This is a genomic window from Candidatus Palauibacter irciniicola, from assembly GCF_965208695.1.
Lineage (GTDB): Bacteria > Gemmatimonadota > Gemmatimonadetes > Palauibacterales > Palauibacteraceae > Palauibacter > Palauibacter irciniicola.
Map to the genome: position 1 here is coordinate 2,729,690 of NZ_OZ242352.1, position 22,539 is coordinate 2,752,228.

General features: G+C 64.0%; 19 protein-coding genes and 1 tRNA gene. 10 read left to right on the forward strand and 10 right to left on the reverse strand.

The features are described from left to right. Nucleotides 1-37: 37 nt before the first annotated feature. Nucleotides 38-1,060: a DUF4837 family protein gene (locus tag ACOGI9_RS11835; protein WP_419857322.1), complete on the reverse strand. Its 1,023-nt coding sequence runs from the start codon at nucleotides 1,058-1,060 to the stop codon at nucleotides 38-40. A gap of 69 nt (nucleotides 1,061-1,129) precedes the next feature. Between ACOGI9_RS11835 and ACOGI9_RS11840 the strand changes: the two genes are divergently transcribed. From ACOGI9_RS11840 to ACOGI9_RS11850, 3 genes are all read left to right on the forward strand, one after another. Continuing rightward, complete coding sequence (locus ACOGI9_RS11840; RefSeq protein ID WP_419857323.1) at nucleotides 1,130-2,704, forward strand: alkaline phosphatase D family protein; 1,575 nt, start codon at nucleotides 1,130-1,132, stop codon at nucleotides 2,702-2,704. A gap of 86 nt (nucleotides 2,705-2,790) precedes the next feature. Further along, nucleotides 2,791-2,865, forward strand: a tRNA-Ile gene (locus tag ACOGI9_RS11845). Between the two features lie 132 nt (nucleotides 2,866-2,997). Beyond that, the gene (locus ACOGI9_RS11850) at nucleotides 2,998-5,355 is read left to right on the forward strand and encodes an SLC13 family permease (protein ID WP_419857324.1); all 2,358 of its coding nucleotides are present in this window, start codon (nucleotides 2,998-3,000) and stop codon (nucleotides 5,353-5,355) included. Here ACOGI9_RS11850 and ACOGI9_RS11855 read toward each other — a convergent pair. Both ACOGI9_RS11855 and ACOGI9_RS11860 read right to left on the reverse strand, forming a co-directional pair. Further along, nucleotides 5,352-5,735, reverse strand: a complete 384-nt coding sequence (locus ACOGI9_RS11855) for a type II toxin-antitoxin system VapC family toxin (RefSeq protein ID WP_419857325.1) — start codon at nucleotides 5,733-5,735, stop codon at nucleotides 5,352-5,354. The genes ACOGI9_RS11850 and ACOGI9_RS11855 overlap by 4 nt on opposite strands. 2 nt (nucleotides 5,736-5,737) lie before the next feature. Further along, complete coding sequence (locus tag ACOGI9_RS11860; protein ID WP_419857326.1) at nucleotides 5,738-5,998, reverse strand: hypothetical protein; 261 nt, start codon at nucleotides 5,996-5,998, stop codon at nucleotides 5,738-5,740. A gap of 211 nt (nucleotides 5,999-6,209) precedes the next feature. Between ACOGI9_RS11860 and ACOGI9_RS11865 the strand changes: the two genes are divergently transcribed. The 6 genes from ACOGI9_RS11865 to qatD all read left to right on the forward strand — a co-directional run bounded on the left by ACOGI9_RS11865 (nucleotide 6,210) and on the right by qatD (nucleotide 13,945). Continuing rightward, entirely contained in the window at nucleotides 6,210-6,692 is a 483-nt protein-coding gene (locus ACOGI9_RS11865) for a hypothetical protein (protein WP_419857327.1), read from the forward strand. A 142-nt stretch (nucleotides 6,693-6,834) separates the two neighbouring features. Beyond that, the gene (locus tag ACOGI9_RS11870; protein WP_419857328.1) at nucleotides 6,835-8,304 is read left to right on the forward strand and encodes an amidohydrolase family protein; all 1,470 of its coding nucleotides are present in this window, start codon (nucleotides 6,835-6,837) and stop codon (nucleotides 8,302-8,304) included. 687 nt (nucleotides 8,305-8,991) lie between these two features. Then, nucleotides 8,992-10,923 carry a Qat anti-phage system ATPase QatA gene (gene qatA / locus ACOGI9_RS11875; protein WP_419857329.1) on the forward strand — a complete coding sequence of 644 codons (1,932 nt, stop codon included), beginning with the start codon at nucleotides 8,992-8,994 and terminating at the stop codon, nucleotides 10,921-10,923. 227 nt (nucleotides 10,924-11,150) lie between these two features. Beyond that, entirely contained in the window at nucleotides 11,151-11,792 is a 642-nt protein-coding gene (gene qatB, locus ACOGI9_RS11880) for a Qat anti-phage system associated protein QatB (RefSeq protein WP_419859290.1), read from the forward strand. After that, nucleotides 11,789-13,162, forward strand: a complete 1,374-nt coding sequence (gene qatC, locus ACOGI9_RS11885) for a Qat anti-phage system QueC-like protein QatC (protein WP_419857330.1) — start codon at nucleotides 11,789-11,791, stop codon at nucleotides 13,160-13,162. The genes qatB and qatC overlap by 4 nt, the downstream gene beginning before the upstream one ends. Nucleotides 13,163-13,165: 3 nt before the next feature. Continuing rightward, a complete protein-coding gene (gene qatD / locus ACOGI9_RS11890; protein WP_419857331.1) occupies nucleotides 13,166-13,945 on the forward strand; it encodes a Qat anti-phage system TatD family nuclease QatD in 780 nt (259 codons plus the stop codon). A gap of 151 nt (nucleotides 13,946-14,096) precedes the next feature. On the opposite strand, the gene ACOGI9_RS11895 is transcribed toward qatD, so the two are convergent. From ACOGI9_RS11895 to ACOGI9_RS11915, 5 genes are all read right to left on the reverse strand, one after another. Further along, complete coding sequence (locus ACOGI9_RS11895) at nucleotides 14,097-14,552, reverse strand: very short patch repair endonuclease (protein WP_419857332.1); 456 nt, start codon at nucleotides 14,550-14,552, stop codon at nucleotides 14,097-14,099. Between the two features lie 5 nt (nucleotides 14,553-14,557). Further along, nucleotides 14,558-15,538 (reverse strand): PmeII family type II restriction endonuclease, encoded by a 981-nt coding sequence (locus ACOGI9_RS11900; protein WP_419857333.1) that lies wholly within the window; start codon nucleotides 15,536-15,538, stop codon nucleotides 14,558-14,560. 115 nt (nucleotides 15,539-15,653) lie between these two features. After that, the gene (locus ACOGI9_RS11905; RefSeq protein ID WP_419857334.1) at nucleotides 15,654-17,141 is read right to left on the reverse strand and encodes a DNA cytosine methyltransferase; all 1,488 of its coding nucleotides are present in this window, start codon (nucleotides 17,139-17,141) and stop codon (nucleotides 15,654-15,656) included. Continuing rightward, nucleotides 17,138-17,629, reverse strand: a complete 492-nt coding sequence (locus tag ACOGI9_RS11910) for a very short patch repair endonuclease (RefSeq protein ID WP_419857335.1) — start codon at nucleotides 17,627-17,629, stop codon at nucleotides 17,138-17,140. Before ACOGI9_RS11910 ends, ACOGI9_RS11905 begins: the two co-directional genes overlap by 4 nt. A 783-nt stretch (nucleotides 17,630-18,412) precedes the next feature. Further along, on the reverse strand, nucleotides 18,413-19,423 hold the full coding sequence (locus ACOGI9_RS11915) for a hypothetical protein (RefSeq protein ID WP_419857336.1): 1,011 nt from the start codon (nucleotides 19,421-19,423) through the stop codon (nucleotides 18,413-18,415). Nucleotides 19,424-19,963: 540 nt separating this feature from the next. On the opposite strand from ACOGI9_RS11915, the gene ACOGI9_RS11920 reads away from it, so the two are divergent. Further along, entirely contained in the window at nucleotides 19,964-20,272 is a 309-nt protein-coding gene (locus tag ACOGI9_RS11920) for a hypothetical protein (RefSeq protein ID WP_419857337.1), read from the forward strand. 61 nt (nucleotides 20,273-20,333) lie between these two features. Here ACOGI9_RS11920 and ACOGI9_RS11925 read toward each other — a convergent pair whose 3' ends face one another. Together ACOGI9_RS11925 and ACOGI9_RS11930 are read right to left on the reverse strand one after the other, a co-directional pair. Next, nucleotides 20,334-22,169 carry a carboxypeptidase regulatory-like domain-containing protein gene (locus ACOGI9_RS11925; RefSeq protein ID WP_419857338.1) on the reverse strand — a complete coding sequence of 612 codons (1,836 nt, stop codon included), beginning with the start codon at nucleotides 22,167-22,169 and terminating at the stop codon, nucleotides 20,334-20,336. 13 nt (nucleotides 22,170-22,182) lie between these two features. Further along, nucleotides 22,183-22,410 (reverse strand): DUF2188 domain-containing protein, encoded by a 228-nt coding sequence (locus tag ACOGI9_RS11930; RefSeq protein ID WP_419857339.1) that lies wholly within the window; start codon nucleotides 22,408-22,410, stop codon nucleotides 22,183-22,185. Nucleotides 22,411-22,539 lie beyond the last annotated feature (129 nt).

Below are 22,539 nucleotides of genomic sequence, written 5' to 3' on the forward strand. Positions count from 1 at the left end.
TCCGGCCAGGCGTGTCAGGTTTGGCTGTGGCGTCCGGCTACTCGACGCAGCGGAACGACCCGAGAATCTCCTGCAACTGCAGCATGTACTCGTACTTGGCCCGGTTCGGCGAATAGAGCCACGCATCGACGAAGTACGTGCGCGCCGGGCAGTCGACCAGCCAGACGATGAACGGGCCGGCCGCGGGGAATCCGCCCGACTCGTCCTGCCACACGCCGGTCACCTCCAGCGCCGGGCGGCCCTCCCACATGAAGCTGACGACGCTCGAATTCGTGTCGTCGATCCGCTGCGGGACGTTGTAGTGCACGGCATCGATCTCCGCCCGCCACTCCAGCGCCAGTTCCCTCGTCAGCGAGTCCACGCCCGGGCGCCAGGCGACGAGGATCGAACGGATGAGTTCGCTCGGGTCCGGGTTGTCGTTGCGCAGGATGACGAGGCTGTCGCCGCCGCCGAGATCCCGGGCGATGCGGTCGTAGACCTCCGGGACGAGCATCGAGAAGCCGAACCGCCGTCCCAGATCCGTCCTGAGGGCGGTGTCGGCGGCCGTCGCGAACATCCGCCGCAGCACGAGTTCGCGGTAGTTCGTGTCCACCGCGTTCAGGACCGACGGCAGAGCCGCCACCCACGACTCGGCTTCGCGGCCGGAGCGCAGCAGGACGGCCGTCACGGTCTGGGCCAGGGCCCACACGTTCGACGCCTGGAAGACGCGGCCCGGCTCGAGCGCGGCGAGATCCTGGCCCGCCTCGGCCGCCACCTCGAGCATGAGGGGATCGTCCGCCGTCCCGAACACGATCAGGTTACGGAACAGTTTCAACTGGCCGACGTTTTCGTGGCCCGGGTCGACGAAGCTCACCTCGTACTGCTTCTCGTTCCGGCTCGTGAAGATCGTGGGTTCGAGCACCTGCCGGGTCTCCTCCTCCACTTGCTGCGAGAGCGAGTCCGGAGCGAGGATGATGAGGCTGTTCGCCTCTCCGAACGCCGTCTGCTTGCTGCAGGCGGAGAGGACCGGGAGGACGGCCGCGAGGAGCGCCATCGGGGCGCGGAAGGGACGGATTTTCATGCGAGTGAAGCTAGACCGGCCGGCTGGCGGCGGCAATCGAAACCGGGGCATTGGGGGAGGGCTTTCGCGGTGACGACGCGGCGCGATTTCCTGGCCGCGTGGTCGCGCTCCGCGGCGCTCTGCGCGCTGGCGCCGCTACCGTTTGCGCAGTTCGGCCCGGCGGCCCGCGTGGGCGGCGGCGGGATCCGCGTACACACCGGCGGCTCCGCCCCATTCGAGCGCTTTCCGTTCGAACTCGGCGTGGCCTCCGGGGAGCCGGCCGCCGACGGCGTCGTGCTGTGGACGCGCCTGCTCGACCTGCCCGGCGACCCCGGCGCCGGCTTCCCCGTGCGGTGGGAGGTCGCCGCCGACGATGGCTTCAGCAGGGTCGTGCGGCGGGGCGAGGCCGCGGCGCTCGCCGAACTCGGCCACTCCGTTCACGTCGAGGTGGAGGGTCTGGAGCCCGGCCGCGACTACTGGTACCGCTTCCACGCCGCCGGGGCGACGAGCCCCGTCGGCCGCACGCGCACCGCCCCCGCCCCCGGCACCCTGCCCGACCGCTTCGATTTCGTGTTCGTCTCGTGTCAGCACTACGAGCGCGGCTGGTACACCGGCTTCCGCCACATGGCGGCCGAATCTCCCGCCCTCGTCATCCACCTCGGGGACTACATCTACGAGAGCGGCCCCGGCACCCGGGACGACCTCGTGCGCCGCCACGACACGGAGGAGCCGCGCACGCTCGACGGCTACCGCGCGCGCTACGCCCTATATAAAAGGGATCCCGACCTCCAGGCCGCGCACGCCGCCGCTCCGTGGGTCTTCACGCCCGACGACCACGAGGTGGACAACGACTGGGCCGGCCAGCACCACACCGAGGAGATGAGCCGGGAGGCGTTCCTCGCCCGCCGCACCGCCGCCTTCCAGGCCCTGTACGAAAACTTCCCCCTTCGACGGACGTCGCTCCCCACCGGCCCCGACGCGCAGCTCTACCGCCGGCTCGACTTCGGCTCGCTGATGCGGCTCCACGTCCTCGACACCCGGCAGTACCGCACCCTCCAGCCCTGCGGGGGCCGCCGGCAACCGCCGTGCGCGGAGCAACACGCGGAAGGCGCCACGATCCTCGGAGCCCGCCAGGCCGACTGGCTGCTCGACGGCCTCGACTCGTCGCCGGCCCGCTACAACGTGCTCGCCAACCAGGTCTTCATGGCCCGGCTGCTGGAGGGCGAAGACGAACTCACCCTCGCCATGGACAAGTGGGACGGCTACCCCGCCGACCGCGACCGCCTCATGACCTTCCTCCACGAGCGCCGCCCCTCGAACCCCGTCGTCCTGACCGGCGACCTCCACACCAACTGGGTCAACGACCTCAAGCTCGACTTCGAGCGCGCGGATTCTCCGACCGTCGGCACCGAATTCGCCGGCACGTCCATCAGCTCCAGCGGAGACGGCGTCGACACGGGGCCGCAGGGCGACAACGCCATGGGCCACAACCCCCACATCAAGTTCTTCAACGCCCAGCGCGGCTACGTCCGCTGCCGCCTCTCCCCCGCCCGCCTCCGCACCGACTTCCGCGTCATGCCCTACGTCACCCGCCCCGACGCCCCAATCGCCACGCGCGCCAGCTACGTCGTCGAAAACGGAACCCCCGGCGCCCAGGAAACTTGAACGCGCCGGGCGGTGTCCTTAGGATGGACGCCGCCCGGCGCCCGACCCTCCGCCCAGACGGAACGGTCGTGCGCCGGTCTTCTTCGGGGCCCGTAGCTCAGCCTGGTTAGAGCGCACGCCTGATAAGCGTGAGGTCGGTAGTTCAAATCTACCCGGGCCCACTCAATCTCCTCCCCGATCCAACCTTTGCCCCGGTCTCAATCCTTGGACCGACCTCACGGACGGCTGAGTCGCCCCGGTAGTTCAACCGAGCGCCCTCCGGGCGCCGCCCAACGCTTGCGGTCGGTGGCTGAATGAACTTCGAGGTGTTCGTCGTCGGGGGGATTCTGCTGGTCGCGGTGGTTCTGTTCGTCACCGAGAAGATCCGGGTGGATCTCGTCGCGTTGATGGTGATGCTCGGACTTGTCGTGACGGGCATCCTCGAGGGCGAGGCGGCGATCATGGGGTTCGCCAACGAAGCGGTCATCACGATCGCTTCGGTCCTGGTCCTGAGCGGCGCGCTCATGCGGACCGGGGTGGCTCACTTCATCGGGCAGCGGGTGCTGGCGGCATCGGGCGATGGCGTCGGCCGCCTCATCGCGGTGATGATGGCCACGGTGGGTCTCCTGTCGGGCATCATGAACGACATCGGGATCACCGCCCTCATGCTGCCCGTGGTGCTGGACATGGCCCGCCGCACCGGGACGCCGCCATCCAAGCTGCTCATGCCCCTCGCCTTCGGGTCCCTGCTCGGCGGGATGACGACCCTGATCGGAACGGCGCCGAACATCCTCGTGAACGGGGCGTTGCAGGATGCCGGGTTCGAGCCGTTCGGGATGTTCTCGTTCACGCCCGTCGGCCTGACCGCGCTCGCCGTCGGCATCGTCTACATGACCTTCCTCGGGCGGAGACTGTTTCCGGACCGGGATCCGAAGAAGGAATCGGCTCCCGCGGACCTCGGGGGACTCTACGACCTGCGCGGCCTGATCGGCATCCTGCAAGCCCCCGCCCATTCGACCCTCGCAGGCAAGACGCTGCAGCAGAGCCGGTTGGGCCAGGCCCTGGGCCTCAACGTGGTCGCCGTGCAACGAAGCGGGCAGATGATCCTCGCTCCCGGGACGGACTTCGTTCTGAGCGGGGGAGACGAGATGGTGGTCGAAGGGACCCTCGAACGGTTCGAAGCCCTGCGCGCATGGAAGCACCTGCAGATCGAGTCGAGAGACCGGACGCTGGAGCGGATCGCCGATGCCTCGATCGAGGTGGCGGAACTGGAGTTGCCGGAAGATTCGTCGCTCATCGGGCAGACCGTTCAAAAGGCGAACCTGCGCCGGACTCGTCGCCTGCACGTACTCGCGATTCTCAGGGGCGAGCAGGTACGCCGCACGGGACTGCGGTCGATGACGCTCGCTCCGGGCGATCGCCTGCTGGTCGCGGCGAAGAGCGGGCGCCTCGCCGCACTGGAGGAGGACGGGACCCTCGGAGCGGTCCATTCCGTGCCGGCAGGAGAACTGATCTCCCGCTACCAGATGGAACGCAGGATCCAAAGCGTCAGAATCTCGGAAGAATCGCTGCTGGCCGGTCAGTTGCTCGCGGAAACCCGGTTGGCCGATGCATTCGGCCTGACGGTCGTGGGCATCCTGCGGGCCCATGAAGAGCTTCTCATGCCGGATCCGGATACGAGACTCGAGGGAGGGGACATCCTCCTGCTCCGGGGGCGATTCGAGGATCTCGAGATCCTGGAGGGGCTTCAGGAACTGACCGTGGGCGACAATCGTCCGCTGGACGTGAGCGGACTGGAGTCCGACACCGTCGGCCTGGCGGAGGCCTCGCTGTCTCCACGCACGACGTTCGCGGGGAAGACGATCGAGGAACTCAAGTTCCGAAAAACCTTCGGCGTCTCCATCCTCGCGATATGGCGGAATGGAGAGATCTACCGGAGCGGGCTCCGGCGCATGGAACTGCTCCCGGGCGATGCGTTCCTGCTGCACGGCGACAGGAGCAAGCTCGCGCTGCTGGCGGACCACCCGGACTTCCTCGTCATGACGGAAGGAGCGGCGGAGGTGGTGCGAAGCGGGAAGGCTCCGGTCAGCGCCCTCATCATGGCGGGCGTCCTGACGTCGGTCGTCTCGGGCCTGCTGCCCATCTTCATCGCGGCGCCGATCGGAGCGGTGCTGATGGTGCTCACCGGTTGCCTCAACATCGAAGAGGCCTACCGGTGCATCGAGATGAAGGCGGTGGTCCTGATCGCGGGGATGCTCAGCCTGGGACTGGCGATGCAGGAATCCGGAACCGCCACGCTGGTGGCCGAGGCGGTGCTGGGATCGCTCGCGGACTTCGGTCCCCTGGCGGTGGTGGCGGGACTCTTCCTGATCACCGCCCTTTCAGCCCAGATGATGCCGACGGCGGCGGTGGCGGTCCTCATGTCGCCCATCGCGCTCAGCACGGCCGTCAGTGAAGGGCTCTCGCCCCAGGCGCTGATGATGACGGTGGCGGTCGCGAGTTCCTGCGCCTTCATGAGCCCGGTGGGACATCCGGTGAACCTGCTGGTGATGGGATTCGGGGGATACCGGTTCGTCGACTTCATCAAGGCCGGATTCCCGCTGTTCGTCCTGGTCATGGCGGTGGTCCTGACGGTGCTCCCGCTCGTATGGCCGCTCGTGCCCGCAGGCTAGAGGCGGACCCAGGCGATGCCTTCCACGTGCTCGAAGTGGCGGTCGGCCGACAGCAGGTCGGCTCCCGTCTGCATGGCGTGGGCGGCGATCCAGATATCGTTGGTGGGGATCGGGCGGCCCTTCGCACGCAGAGCCGCCGCGATTCTCGAGTACCGGTCGGCCGTGGTCCTGTCGACCGGCACCACGGTAACGTAGGGATTGTCGAGGAAGGCGCGCAGCGCACGGGCGTTGCGCTCGTAGCGCGAGCCGTAGCGGAAGCCGTACATCAGTTCGCCGAGCACGACCGTCGACAGCAGAACCTCCTCAGCTCTCCGCACGATCCCGGCTGCCTTCTCGCTCCCCCGCATGAGCTGCACATAAGCGTTCGAGTCGAGCAGCACCCTCAATCCCACATGGCCTCGTCGATCGTCTCGAAGTGCCTGAGCGCCCGTTCGGTCTCGTCCGCCTCCGCGTCGCTCCAGGAGCCGATGAAGCAATCCAGCGACGACCCGACCGCGTCGGCCGCCTGTCTGCCCTCCAGCCCCGCCCCCCGGCGCAGCAGTTTGACGGCGGCTCGGTTGAGCGATGTTCCGTCGCGGTTCGCCAGGCGGCGAATCGCCCCGGTCAGATCGTCCCCGAGGCCTCTAACGGTGAGCTGTTTCATATCCTGATCCCACGATGACTCATATTGTGATTTGATCTGACTCAGAATACGAATCGCCGGTGTGAACCGTCAAGCGACCGGCGGGGATGGTGCGGTTCGCGTTGCCGGAGAGGAACGGCAGCCTTCTTGACCGTTATTGATAACTCGCTATCGTTACCGTCGAGATCATGCCCGAGGCGGGCGGATCCAATCAACGGAACGAGGTGAGAACGTGAGACATCTTCAACGGAAACTGCCACTCGTCCTGGCGACCGCGGGACTGCTGGTCCTTGGCGCCTGCGGCGGCGACGACCCCATGGACCCCATGGACGACGACTTTCACGCCGACGAAGTCGAGGGCGTGACCCTGTCGCTCAGCGGCCAGACCGTCGCGTCCTATGACGGACACGATGGCGCGTGGACCGGAGAACTCGAGGTCGAGCCGGGCGAGGAAACCGCCCACATCAACGTGCAGTTCACAGACCACGACGGGCACGCGGTGACGCTCGGCAGTGACTTCTACCTGCGGGTGGACGTCGCGAACGAGTCCGTCGCCGAGTTCGAGCAGGACACTCCAGGCGAGTTCGGAGGACACCTGCACGGAGTGGCGGAAGGTGATACCGAACTGACCTTCAGCCTCATGCACGGCGCCGTCGGCTCGGGACACGCCGACTTCGTCACCGCTCCCCTCCACGTGCACGTGCACGAGCACTAAACCGGGTTCACCCTTCACGGGAGTCCCGAAAACCCCTCCCCGGAGCACTTTCCGGGGAGGGTTTTTCCGTTGCTCCCGCTGGCGATCCTTCGAGCGGCCCGGCTATGGTGTCCATCAGCGCCGCCGCCGCCCGGAGGATCCCATGGCCGCCTCGAAGGACTTCGCCGCCCACCCGCGCCGCTCCGCCGCCGCCGCCGCCGTGCTCCTCGCGACGCTGGCCGCGACCACCCCGCTCGAGGCCGCCACGGCCAACCAGGAGATCCTCATCAGCGGGGGCACCGTCGTCACCTCGGAGGGGCGGTTCGACGCGGACGTGCGGGTGCGGGACGGGACCATCGTCGAGATCGGGACCGGACTGGCCGCGGGGGCCGGCGCCCGCGAGATCGATGCCACCGGGCTGCTCGTCATGCCGGGCGGGGTGGATCCGCACGTCCACCTGGGGGGACGCACCCGCGACGACTACCGCACCGGGTCGCAGGCGGCGCTCGCGGGAGGCATCACCACCATCTCGAACTTCGCCTTCCCGGCCGAGGGGCGGACGCTCGCCCAGGCGATCGAGCGCGAGGCGGCGCTCATCCGCGAGCAGGCGATCGCGGACGTCATCCTGCACGCGGGCATCAACGACCCCGCAACCCAGGAAGGCCAGATGACCACCCTGGCCGCCGAAACCGGCCAGACCAGCACCAAGACCTTCATGGTACGAACCCTGTTCGACGCCGCGGTGCCCGACTACATGGCGACCATGGACGCGGCCGGGCGCGCCAGCATGCTGAGCATGGTGCACTGCGAGGACGGGCCCATCCTCGCACGCGCGGTGGCCGAACTCACCGCCGCGGGACGCACCTCGCTCGAGTACTTCCCGGACAGCCGGCCCGTGGTCGGCGAAGTGGTCGCCACCCAGCGCGCGGTCGCCATGGCCGAGGCCACCGGGGCGCCCATCTACGCGGTACACGTCTCCTCCGCAGGCGCACTGCGGGTGCTGCAGGAAGCCCGGGAGCGGGGGCTCAACGTCTTCGTCGAGACCCGCCCCATCTACCTCCACTTCACGCGCGAGCGCTTCGAGGGCCCCGACCGCGGGCTCTACGTGGGACAGCCGCCGCTACGCGAGCAGGGCGATCAGGACGCCCTGTGGGCGGGCATCGCCAACGGATCCGTGCACGTCCTCGCCACGGACCACGTCGCCTATCGACGCGACGAGAAGCTGGACCCGTCGCAGACCATCAGCCGGCACCGGGCCGGCCTGAGCAACCTCCAGGTCGTGCGGCCGATGCTCTATTCAGAGGGCGTCGTCCAGGGACGCATCTCCGAGGAGCGCTTCGTGGCGGTAACCTCGACCAACGCCGCCAAGCTCTTCGGCCTCTACCCGCGCAAGGGCACGATCGCGGTGGGCTCGGACGCCGACATCGTCCTCTGGGATCCGGAAGAGACGCGCACCATCCGCGACGAGGACATGTTCTCCGGCGCCGGTTTCTCGGTCTACTCGGGGTGGGAAGTCACAGGCTGGCCCGTGATGACGCTCCGCCGCGGCGAGGTGGTGTACGAGAACGCGGAGATCCTGGCGGGGCCGGGCAGCGGTGAGCTGTTGCGCCGCGGGAGGTGGCGGGCGCCGTAGCGCGGGATCCAACCGTCAAAGGGCCGCGCGAAAGCAAACTCGCCGTCGTCAGCTTACGAACGAGGGGCCATGACAGGCTGACGGATTCCGTCCGTTTGTGTCGTCGGGGGTGTCCGGCAGAGCCCGCCACAAAGAGTACCCGGCAGATCGTGCGAGATGCCCCTTAAATGGCACGGCATTGTGTCTGATTCCCAGCTCCCATCGAGCCGCCTGTGCAGTGTGAGGTCTTTCGGGCAGCCTTGAGGGACATCGACGTGGGCCATCAAACGCCGGAGGGTGATCGCGTCCGGCATTGCGAGGGGGAACGGTGGTGCCCGCGTTCGAACGGCACGGCGAGATCCACGGCTGCCGCTGCGCAATTGCGACCTCCACCGCGGGGCGCAAGCCCAAAGGCGTACGGTCTCCAAGAATGGTCTTGGAGATGGCGGCCAACGAGCGCTTGACCACAGCCGCGTGCTTTCGGGCACCGGACGCGAGGTTGACGTGCGAGTCCCGGGCTCCGTGATTCAGAAGGCCCTGGACGACAGGTGGCCGTCGCGAGTCGACGAGACTCGGGTCAATGGAAGAGCCAACCGGGGAAACAACCATGATCGATACAGGATTCAACTTGAGCGAGGGTGACGAGGCGGCTACGAGCAACATCGCACAAGTGGATCACATTCCGAAACCGAATTCGGAACTCCTCGCATGATCGTCGCAGACAACGAGACCGCCGTTGATCTGCTCTACTACCAGGCCGTCGCCCGGACGGTAGTCCGGGTAGTGGCCGAGGAGTCCGACGAACCGCTGAGCGTCGGGGTGCACGGGGATTGGGGCGCCGGAAAGTCTAGCGTGCTCATGATGGTCGAGGAGGCGCTCGCGGGCAGCGAACGCGTCCTGTGCGTGCGGTTCAATGGTTGGCTGTTCCAGGGGTTCGAGGACGCTAAGGCCGTCCTGATCGAGACCGTCGTGGACGAGCTGCTGCGAAAACGTCCGAAGCATCGCAAGCTTGCCGATCAGGCAGAGAAGGTCTTGCGGCGGGTCGATTGGATGAAGGTCGCGCGCAAGGCCAGTGCCTACGGCATCTCGCTCGCAACTGGTATTCCGCATCCCGAAACCATAAGGGATCTCGGCGCCGCTGCGCAGGCAGTCTTGGCGAGGGGCGGGGAGGGTGCGACGGCCGAGAATCTCGGGAAGCTGGTGGAAGGCTCGAACGACTTCTTGCGGGAGGTCGAGGAGGACAGCGCGCCCGAGCAGATGCACGCTTTCCGGAAGGAGTTCGGAGAGCTCCTAGAGCGCGCGGACATCGACCGGCTCGTCGTGCTCGTTGACGATCTCGACCGTTGCCTACCGGAGATCGCGATTGAGACACTGGAGGCGATCCGACTCTTCCTGTTCGTGCCCCGCGCCGCGTTCGTGATCGCCGCCGACGAGGGCATGATCGAATACGCTGTGCGTCAGCACTTTCCGGATCTGCCCGTCACCACGGGATCAGCCACCTATGCACGCAACTATCTGGAGAAGTTGATTCAGGTGCCGTTCCGCCTACCATCTCTCGGCTACGCGGAGACGCGCATCTACGTGACGCTGCTACTCGTGCTCAATGATTGCGGCGAAGAGTCGGACGAGTTTTCGGAGATCGTTGGCCTGGCCCGGGAGGTGTTGCGACGGCCCTGGAAGGGCCTCGGTCTCGAACGCGCGGCCATTGGAGAAGCGCTCGGATCGGTGCCCGAAGCGGTTGAGCGCGCGCTGGAGCTTTCGGGGCGGATCGCGCCGATACTGGCTGACGGAGCGCGTGGCAATCCGCGCCAGATCAAGCGGTTCATCAACACGATGATGCTACGTCTCGCGATCGCGGAGGAACGCGGGTTCCGGGACGAACTCAATATCTCGGTGCTAGCGAAGATCATGCTCGCCGAGCAGTTCGCCCCCGAACTCTACGACGCCATGGCGCGGGGGTCGGCCAACACGGGCGCGTTCGAAGAACTGGACGCCCTCGAGGCGGCGGTACGGCAGGAGCCCGCTGGCGCATCGGAGACGAAGCCCGCAGACGGAAAGAGCAGGGACGCGGCGGGCGAGGCATCGCCGCCTGAATTGCCCAATCTCGAATGGGCCAAGCAGTGGGCCGCCATCGAACCGCCGGTGGCCGGGCACGATCTGAGACCGTACGTCTTCGTCACCAGGGATCGTCGCAGCGTGTTCGGCGCGGTCACATCCCTCGGGGGACTGGATGAATTAGTTGCCAAGCTGCTTGGCTCCCCGCTGCAGGTGAGGCAGGTTGCGGCGGAAGTGGCGCGTTTGCGGACGCTGGAGGCCGAACAGGTGTTCGATGCGCTGCGGGCAAGAGTTCGCGACGCGGAGGAATTGGCCGAGGAGCCCGCAGGCGCGCGTGGCTTGGCCGAGATATCGCGCCACCACCCGTTTCTACGGCCTGCGCTGCTGGCCTTCCTGAAAGACCTTCCTGTCTCAAGACTCGGACCGTGGGTGGTCACCGGCTGGGCGGGAACGTTCGCCGAAGAGGATGCGAAGGCGGAGTTTGACGGCTTGCTGGATGCATGGGCGAAGCAGGATGAAAACAGACCACTGAAGGCCGCCGCCACGGCCGCCACCAAGCTTGGGAAGAGGAGGGGGCGCCGCTGATGGGGACATCGGGGACGTTTGAAGGATCTAAGTCCGGCCTTGTGCCGAGCTGGGTCGACGAGCCGGCGTCGAGCCCGATTGCCCCGCCTGATGACGCCGGAGACGGACCTCCGGATGGCGCGACAGACGATGACAGTGGCGCCGCGCCGACGCCTACTGTTCCGACGCCATACCCGCCGATGCCCGCGATCCCGGCCAGTTCGGGGTTGGGAGCCGCGCGTGGCAACATGACCAGAGGCGCGCGGACCTCGGATTCCAGGGCGATCCGGCGAGGTGCCGCAAGGTATGTGGGTGCAAGCGGAGGCGGACGCGCGGCGGCACGCCGGATGCCGAATTCTCGAGCTGTGGCTAGCGGCGTCGCCGAGCTCGCGCGTTCCTTCGCAAGCCACGGGCCTGTGGAGGCGCTGCGCCGATTCGATCTCGACGGCATGGCCGGGGCGCCGGCTGAGGACGTCTTCGTTGCGCTGACCGACATGCTCTGCCCTCCCGGAGGGACGATAGACGAGGCAATCGCGCGGGACGCAATGCTCGAGGCCGTCGCAGACCTCGCTGCCGCTGGTGTCGGCGATTTTGACGAGCTGTCGACGGACGATCTGCGTGAACTCTTCATCGGCGTCGTGAGTCGATCGATCGAGGGCAAGATCCTAAACGAGGTCGGCACGAACGCCGTGTCCGTTCCGGCCGATATCGCCGGCGTCGAGCGGGCGCAGAACATGCTGCGCGATTTCGTCGAGGGGTGTGTGCGCGACGAGTTCGAGGCGCGCGGCAGTGAACTCGGCGATCTGGACGGTAACGTGATCGATGGCTTCGTCGAGGATCTCTACGCGGCGGCGCTTGGTCTTGTCATGGTTCTGGGAGACGACAGATGAGAAGGTTCAGCCTGATCGGCCGACTCGGTCCCGATGACATAGCCTCGGTCAAACCGGTCCAGACCGACTCCGACATCTATGAGATCGATTTCCTAGACAGCGACCTGAGAATGGGCTTTGGGATCGGACAGGCGCTCGATCAAGTCGCATCGCTCGGATTGCGTTCGTCGGAACGAGCGATCGACCTGGTTCTCTTGGCGGCGCTGGTAACCGCAGGGGACACGCGGGTGTCGCGGCAGATCAACGCCCAGGACGGTTGGACTCGCGAGGTCGATCTCTACGTCCCGGTGTCGGCACCGAGGGTCTGGAACGACCAGAGACAGAGGATCGAGGCGCTCCTCAGGTTTCTGACAGGTGATCGTTGGCGCGTGTTCTTCCACGCGCGGTCGGACCGAACGATGGCGCTCGCAATCCAGCCGAGACGTGTGGCCATCGGCGGTTTGACCGACGTGAGCCTCCTGTCCGGCGGCTTGGACAGTCTGATCGCCGCGATCGATCTGCTGGCGAGGGGCAGGCGCCCGCTCTTCGTGAGTCACTACTGGGACGCGGAAACGGCGAAAGCCCAGACCTGTGTCTTGAGGGCGCTGGAGAAGCATTTCCGCAGGACCGAGTTCAAGAGCGTGAGAGTGAGACTCGGGTTCGACAGGCACCACCTCGACACCCGCGAGAGGGAGGCGACGCAGCGAAGTCGGTCGTTCCTCTTCTACGCGCTCGCGGCGCTGGCGGCCTCGGCGTTCGACCGGCCCACGGCGGTGGGCGTACCGGAAAACGGGCTGATCGCATTGAACGTACCACTGGATCCGCTACGGCTCGGGGCACTGAGCACACGGACGGCTCATCCCCACGTCATCGCGGGCATCAGGCTCCTGAGCGACGCGGTCGGGCTTTCGGTGAGTTTCTCGAACCCGTATCGACACATGACCAAGGGGGAGATGGTCTCAGGCTGCGCCGACGGTTCCTTCCTTCGAAAGGTCGTCGGCGACTCGATGTCTTGCTCTTCCCCGGCGAAGGCGCGGTACAGGAAACTCTCACCCCGCCACTGCGGCTATTGCGTGCCTTGCCTGATCCGCAGGGCCTCCTTGAAGGCAGGTTTGGGCGTGAAGGATCCGACACTCTACACGGTCGAGAACCTGCGCGCGCAGACGTTAGCGACAGACCGGGTGGAGGGTGAACATGTTCGCTCCTTCCAGCTTATGGTGAAGCGAATCAAGGCTGCCCCTGGGCTTGCGAAGGTATTGGTACACAAGCCGGGACCGTTGATCGACGCTCCTGAAGAGATCCCAGCGTACGCTGACGTGTTCCGTCGCGGCGTGCTCGAGGTGGGTGAACTGCTGCAAGGCGTGAAGGCGAGGCCGGGTAGGTGGAGCTAGGCCATGAGACCTGACTATGTGGACTTCCATGCGCACTTGGATCTATACCCGGATCTGCGTGCGGCGATAGCGGCGTGCGATCGACGGCGCACAGCGACTTTGGCGGTAACGACGACTCCGAAGGCGTTTGCGAGGAACGCAGAACTTGCCGAAGCGAGCGAGTTCGTCCGGGTCGGACTCGGCCTGCACCCCCAACTCGTCGCCAAGCGATCGGGGGAAATTGCGCTCTTCAAGAAGCTGCTTAGACGCTCCCGATATGTCGGCGAGGTGGGGCTCGATGCTGGGCCGCAGCACTATCGCTCGCTTGAACTCCAGAAATCTGTATTCCAACGCATTCTGCGCCTTTCCGCCGGCGAAGGAGACAAGATCCTCAGCATACACAGTGTGAGGGCAGCGACACTGGTGCTGGATCTGTTGGAGGAGCATTTTCCGAGCGATCGAGGAACGGTCGTGCTCCACTGGTTCTCGGGGAGTGTTGGGGAGGCTCGCCGCGCCGTCACGCTCGGCTGCTATTTCTCAGTAAACGAACGAATGCTGGCTTCGCCCAACGGTCGACGCATTCTGCAGGAAGTACCAGAAGATCGCCTGTTGACCGAGACCGACGGGCCTTTCGTGCAACGCGACGGAAAGCCGATTGGAGCAGGCGACGTGGTGAGAGCGGTCGAAGGGATCGCGATCCTGAAGCGACGCAGTGTTGCGAGTGTTCAATCGCTCATCGTCGACAACCTACGTGATCTGAAGATTTCTTGCCGTGATACGCGGATCGAGTACTCCGCTGAATAAACCACCGTGTTTCTTGGATGCCCGAGAACTCGCCTGCCTGTTGCGGATTCCGACGGATGCCGATCACTGATTCCGATCCATGCCGATCACCCTGGAAACCCAGCGGTGGTTCCGACGCATGTCGATCACCTTGGAATACCATTTCACGTCGTCACGCGAATCGGGCACTGGTCGCCGAAGCCACTCGAGCCACACAAGCCCCAAGGTCTGACGCTAGCTCGTGCTCCCAGAAACGGATGACCTGGATCCCCGTCTTGCCGAGCATCGCGTCGTTGCGCTGATCGCGCTCGCGATTCCGGTCAATCTTCGCCCTCCAGAACTCCGACCGGGTCTTCGGAACATGCCCGCAATCGGGACAGCCGTGCCAGAAGCACCCGTCCACGAACACGACGAGTAGCGCTTCGGAGAAGAAGAAATCAGGGCATCCCGGAAGCGATTCTACGTGCATCCTGAACCCGGCGACCCCGGCCCGTACCAACCCCGCCCGTAGCCGCCACTCAGTAGTCTTGTTGCCCCGACCCCCCACCGCCTTCATCGTTCGACGGGTGCGATCCGGCACGTCAAGAAAAACGCCGCCCGGCAGCTTGTCTTGGAGCTTCCGTTCCATGGTTCCTAATTCCCCGAATCGTAGAAGGCCGCTAAAGCAGTGGCAAACCAGAATAGCTCGTCACCGTCAAAATCCTCTCTTATCCACCCCGGAAGTTCTCCTCTGGGCAACCGAATATTCGCAACGGCATAAGCCAAGTCGTCTATCTTCTGGTTAATCCGCGATTCGAGGTCACCTTGCTCAATGCCGGTCGAAAGCGCCTTAGCAAGTCCCAAGAGGATCTCCAAGAACACGTGTCTGGTTGTGTCTGGATCGGCAGGATTCCCAACAAAAGCCCAGAAATCACGTCCGATTCTTCGGTAAACTCTAATTCGACCAGTCTTTGAATCCACCAGGACGCCCGGGTGTCTGTCGCGATCTTCCTCCTCAAAGCCATAATCCAAGAGTTTGACGAGAATCTGATTATCTTTGTTGTTGGTTGAAAGAGGCGTTCCGTATGTGAGGCCCAGAACTATGTCCAACCTCTCAATTCCCGGATAATTTGCGTCCGTGTCTGATAGCCACTGTACATTGTTGATTGCGATGGCTTGAGTCATAGCTTGCACTTGGCTGTCGTTGATCGTGTTCGGACCGCTCTTGATGGTGGTCATGTACCTGGTATCGTCGACCACGACGGACTTGTCAATCTCGCGCCAAGCTGACTGACTTCGCTTTCTGGCTTTCTCTTGGTTCGACAGACCCTCCAACGCCTCAAGCTCCTTGATCGCCTCGGGAGCATCAGTCCATTTGCTCGACGAGCACACGGGATACGGGCCGACAAGAGTAGATTCGATCGACTTTCCGAAGGATGTTTCTAAGGCCATGTATAGCTTGGAGTTGAAAAGAAACTGCGCGAATCGTCCCGCGTCGTCGAGGCTCATGACGCTCGCAGCTGTCATCAGGACGTAGGGGTTCGTTCGGTAGTCGCGCAAGCCGCGTCGCCTCTCAAACGCGTTCGGGAGGTTGCTGCTTATGTACGCCGCAATCCCCTCGGCTAGCGTGTTCACCCGACGTTCGCTTACGTTGCGGAAGAGGTCGGACAGTTCGCGCGGATCGTAGGCCCACCGGTGTCGCTTTAGCACATCATACAAAGGGTTACGCCGAGCCAAGATGTTGCTCCTTCTACAGTTGCCGTGACCGCTGTCGAGTCTTGGGCGGCGCATAGCGTACGTCACTATTCTCCGCAGCTCCGTCCCTCCACCGCAATGTCTCTCCGCCCTTGTACCACTGCCTCGTCCGTACGTGCGATTGAACGTACACGACACGATACGCGGATGGAGCTTCGACATATCGCCTGTACTCGCGACCGCGAAGCTCATCGAGTTCAGCGGCTATCACGCCGCCGGCTACCCTTCCCAAACGTACTGGGACGGCGTTACCGACTTGGGCGTATTGTTGCGCCGTCTTGCCACAAAACTCCCAATCGTCCGGGAACTCTTGGATCCGAGCATACTCTTTGAGCGTGAGCGCCCGAACCTCGGTCGGATGGCAAAGGGCGGTGCCTGCATGATTCGGCATGGTGACTAAGGTGGGGCACGGCAGGTCAAAGCTCAACCTTCTCCACCAGCCGGATCTCCCACCCTTTGCGTACCACGCCCGCCCCATCGACTCCTTCTGGATCTCCTCAGGAAGGCTGCGCCAGTTCGAGCCGGGGGCAACCATGGCCAAGTAGCGTTGCTTGCGCGGACTAAAATCCATTATCACAGGGTTGGTCTCGTGAAGGTCGCCGATAGCATCGCCCAGCGTCGCCCACGGACTGAGCCGTGGCGCTGACTCCTCAAACAGTGACCCTTGGGCAGACCTAGATCGCGGTCCGACCCCATGCGTTGGAGCCGGAAAATCCACGACTGCGTTGTACCTGTTCCCAACGAAGAGCGCCCGCTCTCTGAGTTGCGGCGCACCGTAGTTCACCGCGTTTACCTCAAAGCAGTCCATATGGTAGGGACCACTTTGCAGAGCTTGGAGATCCTTAGCGAAGAGTTTGACGACCGAGCCTCGTTCTTCATCCGGCTCGAGGGCTGGCCCTCCCTTATTTGGACGTGTGGCGATCGGTCGGTGGCGTAAGGCCGCAGAGAGGAGCCCGCGTACATTCTCCATCAAGAAGAACCGTGGACGGATCGCGTCGATGAACCTCAGGTATTGCCAAAGTAATGTACCCCTTGGATCCCGAGTGGTGCGTCTTCGGCCGGCTGTGCTGAAGGATTGACATGGAGGTCCGCCAACCACGAGGTCCACTTCGCCCGGCCTTAGGTTAATCGCATCTAGGAGGTCGTGCGGATCCATGTGAGAGATGTCACCCTCGAAGATCTTGAGATCGGGTGACAACCGACCGGCCGCCTGGTTGGTTCTGATCGTGTCACAGAAAGCCGGTTCGAGTTCCACACACGCTCTGATCACGAAGCGGCCCGTCTGCTCTAGTCCTATATCCAAACCCATCGCACCCGAGAAAAGCGACACGACGGTGTACTTTGTCGGACCGATTCGGGACTCGGTGTGGTTCCTTTCTTCGGGAGCTTCTCGATCCGCGCCGCCCTGGACGAACTGGGAAGAGGACTCGGCGCGACTACGGCCGTGAACTTCGGAACCGGGGAACGCGGAAAACTGCTTCACGCCGAGAAAAGCTGACCGTGACTCGTCCGCGATGCAAGGGAGGGAGACGAGCTTTCGGCGCTTCCTGCTACTCGGCCGGCCGCCCGACGACCGAGGAAACCGTGCAGGCGTCCGGCCAACGCCTCGAGATCGGCCGTCTCGCATTGCCATATCGTCAGCACATCCCAGCCCATCGAGCGCAGCTCCTCCTCCTTCCGCCTATCGCGTTCCTTGTTTGCGTTGAGCTTCGGCCCCCAGTAGTCGAGGCGCGACTTCGGCAGACGCCCCTTCGGGCACCCGTGCCCGTGCCAGAAACACCCGTGAACGAAGATCGCCTTCCGCCGGGACAGAAAGGCGACATCCGCCCTCCCCGGAAGATCCCTCCGATGGACCCGATACCGGTAACCCGAGCTGTGAAGAAGCCGACGTACGACCATTTCCGGCCCCGTGTCGCGGCTCTTGACCGCCTGCATGATCCACCGACGCTGTTCCGCGGTGCGCGTGTCCATCGCCTGTCCCATCGACCACCGATCCGGTCCGGAGGTACGATAACTCAGCGACCGTTCGGACACACCCACCGATGATCCGCTCGGACCTTCATCGCGCTCTCAACGCACACCACTCCGTCCTCCCCGTCCCCGCGCTGCATCCGGCCGTTGGCGGAGACGTCCGACCACCGATCACTGGCGCGGTGACCGCGCCACTTGTGCGTTCCAAAAACGTTGATGCCCCGTACTCCACGGGTCGCTGGAAAGGCGTACCCGCCCAACGGCCGTGCGACACCAAAAGGGTTGCACGATGCAGGTCTGCCAATTCCAAGCTCCTAGGTCCGTGAACCGGAACCCGCTCCAAGCGGTACGCCGCGCCGTCCTCCGTCATGAAGTTAGCCTATCTCACACACTTGGCGCGCGAAGGAGTCCAACCGCGGGGCAATTTGATCGCGAAGCCGTCCCTCAGTCCACGAAGTCCAGACCACCACAGAGTTGCATTCCTCCATTCCTCCACATGGTCACATGGTCGAGGCCATTTCTACGGCCTGATCTGATACGGCATGAGTCCGTTAACGAGATGTAGGCCGATCTGGACCCAAACAGTCGGCCCCCCACCGAAACCGTCCCATGCCTCGGCCGGCGCGTGCGAACGGCGGACGCTGTATCACGTCTGCACGAAAGAGGGGGCCGAGGCAATGGAGCCGGAAAGAAGTCGACCAAAAGAAAGTGACGACGACAGCCCGAAGCATCGATGTCGGCGAAGCCCGATGTCAAGTGACTGCCGTATTTGTGCAATGTAACCTAGAAATATTTGCGGGCGACTAACTCATTTATCGTCCTTCTGAGGTCAGCTAAGAAGTTTTCGTCGAGATTGTCTGTCCACCAATGGGCAATGTCATCCCTGTAGTCTTTCAGTTCTCGTAGAGTCTTCTTCGCTCCCACAGCTACTTTATCCCGCTTCACTTCCCCTCGGTAACCCAGCTTTCTCGCGGTTTCCTCCAGCGATTGCCACAACCGCAGATATTCAAGTCGCTTATACGCGTCATCCTTGTGCTCATCGCTGTACATAGAGTTGACTAAGAGCGCCATGTGAGGAATGGCAAGATCTGGTTCCATGACAGTAATCGCTTGCCGGATTTCTGCTGCAATGCCCTTGAACGCGGCAGCATCCATCGGCATTGATGTTGTCGCTCTCGCCGAGAATCTGGCAGGTGGCATCATCACCACAAACTGGCCATCTTCCGTGACAAGACAACCATGGTCAACATACTTACGTATGGGATCGGACGTCTGCTGTGCGACCCTGACGGCTGCAAGTATGAGATTCACCAACGTGTGATGGTTGGGCAGCTGTGGCCACGCTCCGTCCACGGTAGGCCAAGCAGTTATGAATCGGTGACCTTCCCTCCCGCCGACCAACGCAGGTTCCCTCTTCCCGTCCCTCTCGAACATCTCGTCCATTATCGAGCATTCACCATTGATCATTTCGACCGGAACGAGTTCGTTGTGCTCTTCCATTACCAAGAACACTGGCAGGCGCTCCCCCTTTTGCCCCTTGACCTTCTCGGCGGTCGTGCTAGCCTCGTGCCGAAGGGATGGACTGATAGCGTAGTGCGTACTTCGAGTCATGCACTCAAAATAACCGACCAGATCTGCAGTGATACACGCGTGAATCGGTGGCGTGTCATAAATGAAGTGATGAGGTTCATCTTCGTCCAGACGGAGGTCGATCCGCGGAAACTCGAAGATCCGTGTTCGACGATGTCCGGCTATCGTGCAAGCGTGCTCTTCGCCGCCCACGCCGGTGTACATGCCACAGACACCCGCTAGCGTGAAGGACGCCTGGGGCGAAAGAGGTCTTAGGGCCTCAAGTCGGCGCGCGACGGTTCGAGTCTTTCTTGACACGATCAACGGACTCCTTATCAAGAAGGCGAGATAACTTCTGCAATCGACTGATCCTGACCCCCGGCTCGATTCGGCAGGGCAATGAGGGGTATTGACGGCGGGTGTTTCTGCTTATCGGGCCAAGGGTTAACGGCGATTTACTCTGCGGGGGGCCAGAAAGTTTGACCGCAAGCAAAAAATGTACTACATTTTTGCCTAGGAGTCCGGTGGCGGGACAAGACCTAACTGCTCGGCTGGGGTGCTAGCTGGCTAGATCGCGGGCTTGCTTTGTTCGGAAGGTGCCCCCTTCGAACCACCCTCCCCACCACCGGCTCCTTCCCGGATTCTGGTTTATCATAAACCACGTTTCGTGGTTCCTTAGCACTCTTGTGACGACCCTGCTAATCTCGCATCCCGGACGAACTCGCGCAAGTAAACGGCACAGGTGTTGGGGTCGGAGGTGGGACGATGAGCCAGCCGAATCAGAACCCTCCCGGCGTACTCATGGAACATCCTGTACTACCGGTTATCCGTCCTGAGCTGGCTAATGCCGTAGTCTACCCACCGCGAGTCGATGCGTTGGTCTCCCGGCTGATTCAGATGGCCAAGGTCATAATGTACATCTCGGATCGAATTGGCCCTCCGGACCATCATCCCATACCTGACCAGAAGCGCCTCCGGACGTTCCTCGATGAGATCGGTGGCGATCCAACGGACCTTTACATCCTGTATCAAATGCGGGAATCGGCCAGGTGGTTTCAGAACATGGCGATTTGAGGGAGCCACGCCGGCGCTACGTCTAAAGACATCGGGAGGGATGAGGAGCGACCGCGTTCTCTTAGTACGGGTCTTCGCGACCCCCAACCTCCAGCCGCAGATTCAACGCTCTTTGCGGCGACGTGGGGTCGATGGTCAGGGTCGTGACGCGACCGGGAAACAGGTCGGTGAGACTCAGCGAAGCTTCAAGCACGTCCCGATCCACGTCTTCGTCCTTGCCGAGCACCACCAGTTCAATCGGAACGCCGGCTGGCAGCCAGCACACTCTGTAGAAGCCGGAGGAGCTGCTTCTTTCCGTCCAGCGGCTCCGCTGCGCTTCGACGTTGACGGTTCTCGGATCCCTGACCCTGGCGAAGAGTCGAGGGTCAGCTGCCCTCGTCAGCAAGTGAAGGGTCGCGTCCTCGATCGGGTTTCCGTCCGTGTCCGTCACCCGCCCGGTGAGAACGCCGGTTCGCCAGACTGCGGTGCCGGCAGCGGAGACCATGGGAACACCGGGTGGGCCGTCTCGACCGCAAACCTCGGAAAGGGCATCGCTCAGCGGGGGCGCTTCGAACCGGACCTCAACCAGGCTGTCGACATCCGGTCCCACCTCCACCTCGACGGACTCGGATTCGTACCACAGCTGCTCCAGGTACGGATGCGTGAAGTGGAGCGCGTAGGTGCCGACGCCCAGGCGGTCCAGCTCGAATCGTCCTTCGGCATCCGTTTCCGTCTCCGTGCCGGAGCCCTGCACGTAGACGCGGGCGTTCGGCAGTCCGACGCCAAGCGAGTCGACGACGGTCCCCGTGACGCGCCTCCCCCGGTGTCCTTCGAAGACCACGCCCGCGTCGCCATGAGCCCGAAGCACCTCGCCGTGCGTGATGGCGACGCCCTCCAGGGTGGCTGCGGGTTGGCCCGTAAGGGGGTGCTCGGTCTCGCCCGCCGTGAACATTCGGATGTTCCACGAGGTGACGATCCAGGTGCCGTCCGGGAGGCCGCGAAAGCTCACCGTGCCGCCGGGAGACGCATCCATCAGCCAATCGGGCACGGGAAGATTCACGTAGCGATAGTCCACCCGCTGGAGTTCCGCCGTCTCCGCATCGAGCCACATCGTTCCCGCGATATCCGCCACGTTTCGGTCCGGCACGGGCTCGAACTCCAACCCGACAAGTCCGCCGACTCCGGACCGGATCCGCAGGCAGTGCGTGTCGAGAAACGGATCGGAGAGAAGAACTCCGGCGTCGGGACCCCAGAAGTCCGACGCATCGGCCGAGAACCTCGCGAATCCTCCGTGCACGAGCGAGTCGGCCGCGCGGGCGACGTACGGTACGGACACGAGGGCCTGCCCATAGGCTCGATCCTCGGCCTCCACCCTGCGTCCGTCTTCGTCGAGGAACCGCTTGATGCCCAGCATCTCGTACCGGTAGAGACCTCGCTCCTGCGTCCAGCTCGCCGCTGCGAGTGCCTTGCGCGCCTCGTCCCATACGCTGGCGACGGCCAGCCCCTCCTCGGGGCGCAGATGGCACTGGGGACGGACGGACACGCTGATTTCCGCCAGCGAAATCGCCTCGATGGGCGCGGCCATCTGCACCGTCAGGGTGTCGCGGGTGGAGATCCTGAAGAATGCCGAGTACGTGGTTCCATACCCGATCCGCTCGGCGCGCAACCGGTATTCGCCGGGGGCCGGGACCCGCAACTCGAACACGCCGGTACCGCTCCGCGTAAGCATCCGCTCGACGCCGCGGCCGTCCCGGTCCACCAGGGTGATCATCGCCCCCGCAATGGCCGCGTTGTCCCCCTCGTCGACGAGCCTGCCACGCACCACCTGGCCGTGAACGGCCGACGCAACCGCGCTCTGGAGCACGACCAACGCGATCGTCGCGATCGTCAGGCGGATCCTGTCACGGTGGGCGCGCATGGCTCTCACCCCTCTAACCCGGGGGCGGGTAGGGGTCCCGACCGTACGAGCGCTTCTCCCGAATCCTCCCATCCCGCCCGTGGATCAACAGCTCGGACTTTTGATTCCGTGCGATCGCAATCCCCCGCTCGATCGCTTCCCGCTGCGTGCCGAACACCTTCGTCGCCCTCGGGCTACCCGAGGCCTTGACGGCCCATCCGTTCTTCGCAGGGATAACGTGCTGGTTACGCTTCCTCGTCATGTTTTGCACCTCCACCACCTCCGAATCGCCAGGCTGACCGTATCGTAATCGAGCGAGCGTGTCCGGCCAAAGCACCGTCGCATTGCCCCGAGCCGCTGATGATGGGCGGTTGAGACTGCGGCGGACCCT

What these genes read in the sequence shown, in the direction of transcription:
- ACOGI9_RS11835 (WP_419857322.1), bottom strand. Translation starts at nt 1,060, where the DNA reads ATGAAAATCCGTCCCTTCCGCGCCCCGATGGCGCTCCTCGCGGCCGTC.
- ACOGI9_RS11850 (WP_419857324.1), top strand. Translation starts at nt 2,998, where the DNA reads ATGAACTTCGAGGTGTTCGTCGTCGGGGGGATTCTGCTGGTCGCGGTG.
- ACOGI9_RS11860 (WP_419857326.1), bottom strand. Translation starts at nt 5,998, where the DNA reads ATGAAACAGCTCACCGTTAGAGGCCTCGGGGACGATCTGACCGGGGCG.
- ACOGI9_RS11870 (WP_419857328.1), top strand. Translation starts at nt 6,835, where the DNA reads ATGGCCGCCTCGAAGGACTTCGCCGCCCACCCGCGCCGCTCCGCCGCC.
- qatA (WP_419857329.1), top strand. Translation starts at nt 8,992, where the DNA reads ATGATCGTCGCAGACAACGAGACCGCCGTTGATCTGCTCTACTACCAG.
- qatB (WP_419859290.1), top strand. Translation starts at nt 11,151, where the DNA reads ATGACCAGAGGCGCGCGGACCTCGGATTCCAGGGCGATCCGGCGAGGT.
- qatC (WP_419857330.1), top strand. Translation starts at nt 11,789, where the DNA reads ATGAGAAGGTTCAGCCTGATCGGCCGACTCGGTCCCGATGACATAGCC.
- qatD (WP_419857331.1), top strand. Translation starts at nt 13,166, where the DNA reads ATGAGACCTGACTATGTGGACTTCCATGCGCACTTGGATCTATACCCG.
- ACOGI9_RS11895 (WP_419857332.1), bottom strand. Translation starts at nt 14,552, where the DNA reads ATGGAACGGAAGCTCCAAGACAAGCTGCCGGGCGGCGTTTTTCTTGAC.
- ACOGI9_RS11910 (WP_419857335.1), bottom strand. Translation starts at nt 17,629, where the DNA reads ATGGACACGCGCACCGCGGAACAGCGTCGGTGGATCATGCAGGCGGTC.
- ACOGI9_RS11915 (WP_419857336.1), bottom strand. Translation starts at nt 19,423, where the DNA reads ATGTACACCGGCGTGGGCGGCGAAGAGCACGCTTGCACGATAGCCGGA.
- ACOGI9_RS11920 (WP_419857337.1), top strand. Translation starts at nt 19,964, where the DNA reads ATGAGCCAGCCGAATCAGAACCCTCCCGGCGTACTCATGGAACATCCT.
- ACOGI9_RS11925 (WP_419857338.1), bottom strand. Translation starts at nt 22,169, where the DNA reads ATGCGCGCCCACCGTGACAGGATCCGCCTGACGATCGCGACGATCGCG.
- ACOGI9_RS11930 (WP_419857339.1), bottom strand. Translation starts at nt 22,410, where the DNA reads ATGACGAGGAAGCGTAACCAGCACGTTATCCCTGCGAAGAACGGATGG.